Genomic DNA, 9,691 nt, shown 5'->3' with positions numbered 1-9,691 from the left:
CCCATGCCGAACTCAGAAGTGAAACGCCGTAGCGCCGATGGTAGTGTGGGGTCTCCCCATGTGAGAGTAGGGAACTGCCAGGCATCAAATTAAGTAGTAAGCCGGTGTATGAATCCGGTGGTTACAGAAGTATTCGGTGGAGCGGTAGTTCAGTCGGTTAGAATACCTGCCTGTCACGCAGGGGGTCGCGGGTTCGAGTCCCGTCCGTTCCGCCACTTATTAAAAGCCCTGAGCTAACGCTCAGGGCTTTTTTCTTATCTGTCGTTTGATTGTTGCGAAATTAGCAAAAATCCTCTGCATTTTACGATCTTTTTCGTCATAACAACTACAGCGATAATTCTCCTCAGTTTACGAACATAACGATTGAGGAATCATATGACTATCCCTGCACTGGGTCTGGGCACTTTCCGCCTGAAAGACGATGTTGTTATTGCATCTGTTAAAACCGCACTCGAGTTGGGCTATCGTGCTATTGATACGGCGCAGATTTATGATAACGAAGCTGCCGTAGGTCAGGCCATCGAAGAGAGTGGCGTACCGCGCGACGAACTTTTCATCACCACTAAAATCTGGATTGAGAATCTCAGCAAAGACAAGCTGATCCCAAGCCTGAAGGAAAGTCTGAAAAAGCTGCGTACTGACTATGTTGATCTGACGCTGATCCACTGGCCATCTCCTGACGATGCCGTCTCTGTGGAGGAGTTCATGCAGGCGCTGCTGGAAGCGAAAGAGCAGGGCTTAACGCGTGAAATTGGCATCTCTAACTTCACTATCCCATTGATGGAAAGGGCGATTGCCGCAGTGGGTAAAGAAAATATCGCCACCAACCAGATTGAACTCTCTCCTTACCTGCAAAACCGTAAAGTCGTGGACTGGGCGAAACAGCACGGTATCCACATCACCTCATACATGACGCTGGCCTATGGTAAGGCACTGAAAGATGAAGTGATTACGCGTATCGCTGAGAAACATAACGCGACTGCTGCGCAGGTCATTCTGGCATGGGCAATGGGTGAAGGTTATGTCGTGATCCCGTCTTCAACCAAACGTGAAAACCTGGCAAGTAACCTGTTAGCGCGGGATCTCCAGCTTGATGATGAAGATAACAACGCGATCGCTGCACTGGAATGCAACGATCGTCTGGTCAGCCCGGAAGGGTTAGCCCCAGACTGGGATTAATAAAAGCCCTCCCTCTGTACCCTTAAACCCTCACACAGCTCCTCCGGGAGCTGTTTTTATATGTTCGCTAAGGAAGTCGATAAAAGCGCGTATGCGCGTACTTACCGCTCTGTCACTGTAATACACTGCGCTAAAAGGCATCTCTACAGGTAAGCGTTTGTCAGCCATCAGTTCTACAAGCTGACCCGCAGCTATTTCCTTATCGATCATATAGTCTGATAAACAGGCGATCCCATTTCCTTCAAGACAAAGCTGTTTCAGCGTTTCCCCGCTATTAGACGAAAGTCCGCAGGTGATCTCATGAAGTTGTCCGTCATGACAGGCCACGGGCCAGGTATTCAGCGAGACAGGTTCCGTAAAGCCCAGGCACAGGTGCTGCTTCAGCTCCTCAACGGTCTCAGGTTTGCCATGCTCAGCAATATATTGCGGTGACGCGATAATTTTGCGATAGCTGGTGAACAGAGGGCGAGCGCGTAAACTTGAATCCGTCAGGGTTCCCGCGCGGATCGCCACATCAACTTTACGCTCAATAAGATTGATAAACGTCTCGGAGGAGACCAGAGACAGAGTCATCTCCGGGTAACGCTCCCGGAATGGCTTGATTAACGGCATCAGAAAATGAAGCACGACCGGCGTCGCCGCATCAATACGTAGCAATCCACGCGGAGTGCTACGTGACTCCATTATTTCCGTCTCAGCTGCCGCCATCTCCTGCAAAACGGATTGTACGCGGCGAAAATAACGTTCACCTTCTTCCGTCAGGCTGAGCTGCCGCGTTGTTCTGTTGAGCAGGCTCACCCCGAGCTTCATCTCCAGCTTTTTTACCGAGCGGCTGATGGCGGAGTTCGCCTGCCCGAGCTGTTCGGCCGCACGGCTGAAGCTGCCGCTTTCAACAACGGCAACAAAGATAGTCAGTTCTTCCGATGTGGCTTTCATTATTGCATCATCCGCAAAATTCTATTGAGATTCTAACCATTTTTGTTATTTAAACACTGGCGCATACTGCCTGTCATCTTAATCCTGAAGAGACGGAGTATTTATGCCACTGGCGCTTCTTGCCCTGACGATCAGTGCCTTCGCAATTGGCACGACCGAATTTGTTATTGTAGGACTTGTCCCCACCATTGCTGAACAACTCGCCATTTCGCTGCCTTCTGCCGGTCTGCTGGTATCTATTTACGCGTTAGGCGTCGCTGTTGGGGCGCCTGTGCTGACCGCACTGACTGGACGCTTTCCACGTAAACAACTGTTAGTTGCCCTGATGGTGCTCTTCACCGCCGGCAATATTCTGGCGTGGCAGGCTCCTGACTACACCACGCTGGTCATTGCCCGTTTGCTGACTGGCCTCGCGCACGGTGTCTTCTTCTCCATCGGTTCCACGATTGCAACCAGCCTGGTGCCAAAAGAGAAAGCGGCGTCAGCCATTGCGATTATGTTTGGCGGCTTAACCGTCGCGCTGGTGACCGGCGTGCCGTTAGGAACGTTTATTGGGCAACATTTTGGCTGGCGAGAAACCTTCCTCGCGGTATCGCTGTTGGGCGTGATTGCTCTGGTAGCCAGCCTGCTGCTGGTGCCCTCCAGTATTCCGGGACGCGCGAGCGCCAGCCTGAGCGATCAGGTTAAGGTTCTGACACACCCGCGCCTGCTGCTGATCTATGCCGTTACGGCGCTGGGTTATGGAGGTGTGTTCACTGCGTTCACTTTCCTTGCACCGATGATGCAGGAGCTGGCTGGTTTTTCTCCGGGCGCAGTGAGCTGGATTTTACTGGGCTACGGTATCTCCGTCGCAATCGGCAATATCTGGGGCGGTAAGCTTGCAGATAAGCATGGTGCGGTACCGGCGCTAAAATTTATCTTCGCCGCGCTGGTTGTCCTGCTGATGATTTTCCAGTTCACCGCGTCGATACAATATGCCGCGCTGGTAACGGTATTGGTTATGGGAATATTCGCTTTTGGTAACGTACCGGGATTGCAGGTCTATGTTGTACAGAAAGCCGAACGCTATACGCCCAATGCGGTGGATGTCGCATCCGGCCTGAATATCGCCGCATTCAATATCGGTATCGCACTCGGATCGGTTATCGGCGGGCAGACGGTTGAACACGTTGGATTAACCCAAACGCCATGGATTGGTGCGGTAATTGTGCTTGTCGCTTTCCTCCTTATTGGGCTGAGTGGACGGCTTGATAAACCCGCTCGCGTCGCGCTTGGATAAGTATCAGTAAGTGCTTGCTTACAAAACTGGAAAGCGGTTTCTCAGTAATTGCGTTGAAAGTGTGACCTAAAATCCCTATAACATTAGAACCAGTCCGTTTTCCGGGCTGGTTCATGTTACAGAGGCCGTTTCCGAAAGTGCGAAAAAATACCTATGCCATGCGTTATGTAGCCGGAATGCCCGCGGAGAGGATCTTGCCTCCGGGGTCGTTTGCGAGCCTCAGCCAGGCATTACCAGCGGGCACTCCATTAAGCAGTGACGAAAAAATTCGCGTACTGGTGTGGAACATCTTTAAGCAACAGCGCGCGGAGTGGTTATCCGTACTTCAAAATTTTGGTAAAGATGCACATCTGGTTCTGTTACAGGAGGCGCAAACCACGCCTGAGCTGGTCAGGTTTGCAACGACAAACTATCTTGCAGCCGATCAGGTGCCAGCCTTTGTTCTGCCACAGCATCCTTCTGGGGTGATGACCCTTTCAGCCGCACATCCGGTCTATTGCTGCCCGCTGCGTGAACGTGAGCCAATCCTGCGTCTGGCAAAATCGGCGCTGGTCACGGTCTATCCGTTGCCCGACACCCGTCTGCTGATGGTGGTAAACATTCATGCGGTGAACTTCAGCCTGGGGGTTGATGTGTACAGTAAGCAGTTACTTCCCATTGGCGATCAGATTGCTCATCACAGTGGGCCGATCATTATGGCCGGGGACTTCAATGCCTGGAGCCGTCCGCGTATGAACGCGTTGTACCGCTTCGCGCGTGAAATGTCGCTGCGTGAAGTTCGTTTTAACGATGACCAGCGCAAGAAAGCGTTTGGTCGTCCTCTCGATTTTGTCTTCTATCGGGGTTTAAGCGTGCACGACGCCTCCGTTCTGGTGACGCGCGCCTCCGATCATAATCCTCTACTAGTTGAATTCAGTCCCGGCAAACCTGATAAATAATGGTGCGTCAGGTCTGCCGTGGGGCAGGCCTGTGCGGGTGCTGCCCTTTCTTTTTTAACCCATAAAAGGACAGCAACATGACAACAACACACTCCCATCATGACAACGTCGAAAAACAGTTTGGTTCTCAGGCAAGTGCCTACCTGAGCAGCGCCGTGCACGCCTCTGGCCGCGATCTGGTACGTCTCGGCGAACGGCTCGCCGCGTTTCCTGACGCGCACGTGCTGGACTTAGGCTGCGGGGCGGGGCACGCCAGTTTTACCGCCGCACAGCAGGTTGCTCAGGTGACGGCGTATGACTTATCGAGCCAGATGCTCGATGTGGTTGCTGAAGCGGCGAAAGCGAAAGGGCTGAATAACGTCACGACGCGCCAGGGCTACGCTGAATCTTTACCCTTTGAGGATGCGTCGTTTGAGGTTGTGATTAGCCGTTACTCTGCACACCACTGGCATGATGTGGGGCAGGCATTACGGGAAGTGAAACGCGTACTCAAACCGGGCGGAATCTTCATCATCATGGACGTGATGTCTCCCGGACATCCGGTACGAAATATCTGGCTCCAGACGGTTGAAGCGCTGCGTGATACCTCGCACGTGCAAAACTACTCCAGTGGAGAGTGGCTTACGTTTATCACCGAAGCCGGCTTGATTTCACGCTCATTGATTACCGACCGTTTGCCGCTGGAGTTTACGTCATGGATTGCGCGGATGCGCACACCGGAGGCTTTGACTCAGGCGATCCGATTGTATCAGGAGAGCGCCTCTGCTGACGTGAAGGCGTACTTTGAACTGCATGACGATGGTTCGTTTACCAGCGACACCATTATGGCTGAAGCGCAAAAAGCGGGATAAATAAAAAAGGCACCGAGGGGAATCGGTGCCTTTTTAACAAGCGATCGTACTATCAGGAATCTGGCGTAGCGCTGTTTTTCACAAACAACGTCAGCTGGTCGCCAGGTTGCAGGTTATCAGTATCGTTGTTCCAGCGCATCACATCTTTGATGTTTACGCCGTGACGCTTAGCAATACTGGACAGCGAGTCGCCTTTACGTACGCGATAGGTAATGCTATCGCTGTTTTTAGCGAGACGCTGTGCGCTGCTACCTGCACCTATGGTCAGCGTTTGACCCACTTTCAGACCCGATCCGCGCAGATTATTCCACTGCTGGAGATCTTTCGCATTCACGCCAAGACGTGATGCAATACCTGAAAGCGTATCACCTGAACGCACCTTATAGCTGCGGCTGCTTACAGGCGACGTATCAGCGATCAGCGTGGACTGAACGGCTGCAATTTCACCCGAAGCTAAAGACTCTCGTAACTGTTCCGCATGTTTCTGCGGAATCATCACATAGCGTGGGCCACTAGCACCCAGCGTGGAGCCTTTAACACCTGCATTAAAGGTTTTAAGCTTACTTACCGACATACCCGTCATATCGGCAACCTGTTGAATATCAACCGGGCTGCTGAGGCGGACACGCGCCAGTGCACGACTTTCGTCTGGTGTTGGCAGTTGTACACCGTAACGTTTGCTGTTCTTGAGAATGTCACTCAGTGCCAGCATTTTCGGTACGTAAATCTTTGTTTCCTGTGGCAGTGAGAGCGACCAGAAGTCTGTGGATTTTCCACGCGCTTTATTCGCTTTCATTGCCTTCAGTACACGACCTTCACCACTGTTATACGCCGCGACAGTCAATAACCAGTCGCCGTCAAACATCTTGTTCAGACGTTGCATCATGTCGAGAGCGGCTGTCGTTGAAGCGACAACATCACGACGCGCATCGTAGTTGCGGGTCTGCTTTAAACCATAATTTCGCCCTGTGCTCGGAATGATCTGCCAGATGCCTGCTGCATTGGCGCCAGACGTCGCGTGCGGGTCAAAAGCGCTCTCCACTATGGGTAGTAGTACCAGTTCCATAGGCATGTTACGTTTCTTAACTTGCCCGGCTATCCAGTACATATACGGCTCTGCCCGTAATGTTACATCGTGGAGATAGCTCTTATTTCTCAAATACTTCTGTTTCTGTTCGCGAATCCGGCTGTTTTCCGGAATTCCCATCTTTAGCTCGTCGCCAATAGAGGCCCACAAGTCTTGTTCCTGCGCGAAGGATGTCCCATCGTCCAACCATCGCGCCTGACTCGTAAACTTCCCTGCTTCCCCTTGACCAGCCGCAGAAAGGCTCTGTGCGTGCTGTTGTACGTTGCTGCCGTTTTGTGACTGGCAACCTACAAGCAGGACAGAGGCGAGTAATATCGCTTTTGCCTTCATGTGTGTGTCAATAGTTGCTTAAAAGACGAGCGATGATAACGGCGAAATTTTGAAAAGGCAACCCGCAATTATCTGAAGTTATCTTTCTTTGACCTTAACCATGCAAATCGCGCTTCAGGTTGTAACAAATTTGTTTCTTGATTAATTTTATTAATTAAATCAACATCATCAGTTCTTAAAAATAAATTTATTTGTCGCTCATTTTTCAGAATTACGGGGAGTGTTTTTTGGTTTTTTGCACGTAACTCCTTCACTTTCTGGTAATAATCCTGAATCGCCCGATCCTCAGGCAGCACGCTTGCAGCAAACTTCATATTCCCTAATGTATACTCATGTGCGCAACAAATTACGGTGTCGGCTGGCAGCGCATTAATTTTCTGTAAAGATTGATACATCTGTTCTGGCGTGCCTTCAAACAGCCTTCCACAGCCGCCAGAAAACAGCGTATCGCCACAAAACAGATAAGGTTTGCTGTAGAAACAGAGATGACCGGAAGTGTGACCTGGCGTAGCAAATACGGAAAACTCCCACCCGAGGATGAGGATACTTTCGCCTTCTTCGACAACTTGCGTCGTACCCTTATCCTGTGTCTCAGCTGGTCCGTAGACAGGAAGATGGGGATAGCGCGCAAGGAGATCGGGAACACCGCCGACATGATCGTGATGGTGATGGGTAAGGAGGATCGCTTCCGGCTGCCAGGAGTTTTCTTTTAGCGCGTGCAGGATCGGTGCGGATTCGCCTGGATCAACAATGATGCATCTGCGATCGTCGTCGACTAAAACCCAGATGTAATTGTCCTGAAAGGCGGAAATACTGATAAGATTCATGCATTACCTCTTATAGCGTGGCGGGTGTTTTGATGAAACCGGCAAGGATACCTCAGACTGTCGCACCACCGGAACGTTGGGCAGAGTTGCCCTGGGGTGAATATTATCGCGAGGCCTTAGAGCTTCAGCTTAAACCCTGGCTCGCGAAAATGTATGGTTTTCACCTGCTTAAGATTGGCAATCTGAGCGCAGAAATCAATACCGAAAGCTGCGCTATCTCGCATCAGGTTAGCGTATCGCTTAATGGCTCCCCGGTTCAGGTGAAAGCGGATCCGCTGCATTTGCCGTTTGCGGAAAAATCCATTGATGCCTGTCTGCTCGCCCACACGCTGCCCTGGTGCAGCGATCCCCATCGTTTGCTGCGGGAAGCCGACCGCGTTTTGATTGATGACGGCTGGCTGATCCTGAGCGGTTTTAATCCGCTGAGTCTGATGGGGCTACGTAAACTAACGCCCGTGTTGCGTCGCACGCCGCCGTATAACAGCCGGATGTTTACCATGATGCGCCAGCTGGACTGGCTTTCACTGTTAAATTTCGAAGTGCTGAGCTACGGGGGTTTTCAGGTTATCCCCTGGACGCGTAAAGGCGGGGTCTTATTAAGCACCCATTTACCCGCGCTGGGCTGCATGCAATTTATTGTCGCGCGTAAGAGGACGATCCCCCTTACGCTCAACCCGATGAAGCAAAGCAAATCAAAAACGCGGATCCGCCAGACCGTGGGGGCCACGCGGCAGTACAAAAAACCGTGATCAGGATTCAGGTTGATAACCTGCATCCTCATGGGTCGGGTTGGATGCCGCCGCGCGAGCCAGCTCGTCACAGCGTTCGTTTTCTGGGTGACCGGCGTGCCCCTTTACCCACTCCCATTTGATTTCGTGCTGTCCGAGGGCGGCATCAAGACGCTTCCAGAGATCGACATTCTTGACGGGCTTTTTCTCTGCCGTTTTCCAGCCCCGTTTTTTCCAGTTGTGGATCCATTGGGTAATGCCCTGGCGGACATACTGGCTGTCGGTACTCAGCACCACGTCACAATGCTCTTTTAACGCTTCCAGCGCCACGATGGCCGCCATCAACTCCATGCGGTTGTTGGTGGTCAGGAAATAGCCTTCACTAAATGTTTTTTCATGCTGGCGATAGCGCATAATGGCGCCATAGCCGCCGGGCCCTGGGTTACCGAGACAAGATCCATCGGTGAAAATTTCTACCTGTTTACGCATCTCTGGTAGACTTCCTGTATTTGAAACGTTCAGTAAAACGATAAGTCTGACATAAATGACCGCTATGAGCACTGCAATTACTCGCCAGATTGTTCTTGATACCGAAACCACCGGTATGAACCAGATTGGCGCCCACTACGAAGGGCACAAAATCATTGAGATTGGTGCCGTTGAAGTGGTGAACCGTCGTCTTACGGGCAACAACTTCCACGTTTACCTCAAACCCGATCGGCTGGTGGACCCGGAAGCGTTCGGCGTTCACGGCATTGCCGATGAGTTTTTGCTGGATAAGCCCACCTTTGCCGACGTCGCAGATGAATTTCTCGACTACATCAGAGGTGCGGAACTTGTCATTCATAACGCGTCGTTCGATATCGGCTTTATGGACTATGAGTTCAGCAAGCTCAACCGCGATATTCCGAAGACGAATACGTTCTGTAAAGTCACGGATAGCCTGGCGCTGGCAAGGAAGATGTTCCCCGGCAAGCGTAACAGCCTTGATGCCCTGTGCTCTCGCTATGAGATAGACAACACCAAGCGAACGCTGCACGGCGCATTGCTCGATGCCCAGATCCTGGCCGATGTCTACCTGACCATGACCGGCGGGCAAACGTCGATGAAATTCAGTATGGAAAATGAATCCCAGCAGACGCGGGATGAAGGGGGAATTCAGCGCATTGTGCGTCAGGCGAATCGCCTGCGGGTTGTTTTAGCCAGTGATGAAGAACTGATGAACCATGAATCTCGTCTCGATTTAGTGCAGAAGAAGGGCGGAAGCTGTCTGTGGCGCACGTGAAAATGTGCCGAAACGTTTGTTAAATCACCGTTTGGGTGAATTTTGCAGCAAACGATTCAAAACCTGAGAAAAAGCGTTGACGAGTTCAGAGGCAAACCGTAATATTCGCCTCGTTCCCCAAACGGGAACAGTGGAGCGGTAGTTCAGTCGGTTAGAATACCTGCCTGTCACGCAGGGGGTCGCGGGTTCGAGTCCCGTCCGTTCCGCCACTATTCAGGCCCACGTTATTTATAACGTGGGCCTTTTTCATT

General features: G+C 51.6%; 10 protein-coding genes, 2 tRNA genes and 1 rRNA gene. 9 read left to right on the top strand and 4 right to left on the bottom strand.

What is annotated here, in order from left to right; translation table 11 throughout:
• The 3 genes from rrf to dkgB all read left to right on the top strand — a co-directional run.
• Positions 1–83, top strand: a 5S ribosomal RNA gene (gene rrf, locus ACOTW6_RS21255); the annotation flags it as partial.
• Between the two features lie 55 nt (positions 84–138).
• Positions 139–215, top strand: a tRNA-Asp gene (locus tag ACOTW6_RS21250).
• A gap of 160 nt (positions 216–375) precedes the next feature.
• Positions 376–1,179 carry a 2,5-didehydrogluconate reductase DkgB gene (gene dkgB / locus ACOTW6_RS21245; RefSeq protein ID WP_062933692.1) on the top strand — a complete coding sequence of 268 codons (804 nt, stop codon included), beginning with the start codon at positions 376–378 and terminating at the stop codon, positions 1,177–1,179.
• Between the two features lie 30 nt (positions 1,180–1,209).
• Here the strand turns inward: dkgB and yafC are convergent, their stop codons facing one another.
• Entirely contained in the window at positions 1,210–2,115 is a 906-nt protein-coding gene (gene yafC / locus ACOTW6_RS21240) for a DNA-binding transcriptional regulator YafC (RefSeq protein ID WP_015571393.1), read from the bottom strand.
• A 103-nt stretch (positions 2,116–2,218) separates the two neighbouring features.
• Between yafC and ACOTW6_RS21235 the strand changes: the two genes are divergently transcribed.
• The 3 genes from ACOTW6_RS21235 (at position 2,219) to ACOTW6_RS21225 (ending at position 5,183) form a co-directional block, all read left to right on the top strand.
• Positions 2,219–3,394, top strand: a complete 1,176-nt coding sequence (locus ACOTW6_RS21235; protein ID WP_047738142.1) for an MFS transporter — start codon at positions 2,219–2,221, stop codon at positions 3,392–3,394.
• A 137-nt stretch (positions 3,395–3,531) separates the two neighbouring features.
• Positions 3,532–4,332, top strand: coding sequence for an endonuclease/exonuclease/phosphatase family protein (locus tag ACOTW6_RS21230; RefSeq protein ID WP_032621812.1), 801 nt, complete (start codon positions 3,532–3,534; stop codon positions 4,330–4,332).
• A 77-nt stretch (positions 4,333–4,409) separates the two neighbouring features.
• Positions 4,410–5,183, top strand: coding sequence for a class I SAM-dependent methyltransferase (locus ACOTW6_RS21225; protein ID WP_015571390.1), 774 nt, complete (start codon positions 4,410–4,412; stop codon positions 5,181–5,183).
• A 52-nt stretch (positions 5,184–5,235) separates the two neighbouring features.
• On the opposite strand, the gene mltD is transcribed toward ACOTW6_RS21225, so the two are convergent.
• Together mltD and gloB are read right to left on the bottom strand one after the other, a co-directional pair.
• Positions 5,236–6,600: a murein transglycosylase D gene (mltD, locus tag ACOTW6_RS21220; RefSeq protein ID WP_062933693.1), complete on the bottom strand. Its 1,365-nt coding sequence runs from the start codon at positions 6,598–6,600 to the stop codon at positions 5,236–5,238.
• A gap of 68 nt (positions 6,601–6,668) precedes the next feature.
• Entirely contained in the window at positions 6,669–7,427 is a 759-nt protein-coding gene (gene gloB, locus ACOTW6_RS21215; RefSeq protein ID WP_121479269.1) for a hydroxyacylglutathione hydrolase, read from the bottom strand.
• A 32-nt stretch (positions 7,428–7,459) separates the two neighbouring features.
• Between gloB and ACOTW6_RS21210 the strand changes: the two genes are divergently transcribed.
• Positions 7,460–8,176, top strand: a complete 717-nt coding sequence (locus ACOTW6_RS21210; protein ID WP_017383714.1) for a class I SAM-dependent methyltransferase — start codon at positions 7,460–7,462, stop codon at positions 8,174–8,176.
• On the opposite strand, the gene rnhA is transcribed toward ACOTW6_RS21210, so the two are convergent.
• Positions 8,177–8,755: a ribonuclease HI gene (rnhA, locus tag ACOTW6_RS21205; protein WP_160840538.1), complete on the bottom strand. Its 579-nt coding sequence runs from the start codon at positions 8,753–8,755 to the stop codon at positions 8,177–8,179.
• On the opposite strand from rnhA, the gene dnaQ reads away from it, so the two are divergent.
• A complete protein-coding gene (gene dnaQ, locus ACOTW6_RS21200) occupies positions 8,709–9,440 on the top strand; it encodes a DNA polymerase III subunit epsilon (protein WP_003863237.1) in 732 nt (243 codons plus the stop codon). The two genes, rnhA and dnaQ, sit on opposite strands and share 47 nt — an antisense overlap.
• Positions 9,441–9,572: 132 nt before the next feature.
• A tRNA-Asp gene (locus tag ACOTW6_RS21195) sits at positions 9,573–9,649 on the top strand.
• The last annotated feature ends 42 nt before the right edge of the window (positions 9,650–9,691 follow it).

It is taken from the genome of Enterobacter cloacae complex sp. IR5403 (assembly GCF_049238705.1).
In the GTDB taxonomy this organism is placed as follows: Bacteria; Pseudomonadota; Gammaproteobacteria; order Enterobacterales; family Enterobacteriaceae; genus Enterobacter; species Enterobacter hormaechei_C.
This window is presented reverse-complemented; position numbering and strand designations above follow the sequence as displayed.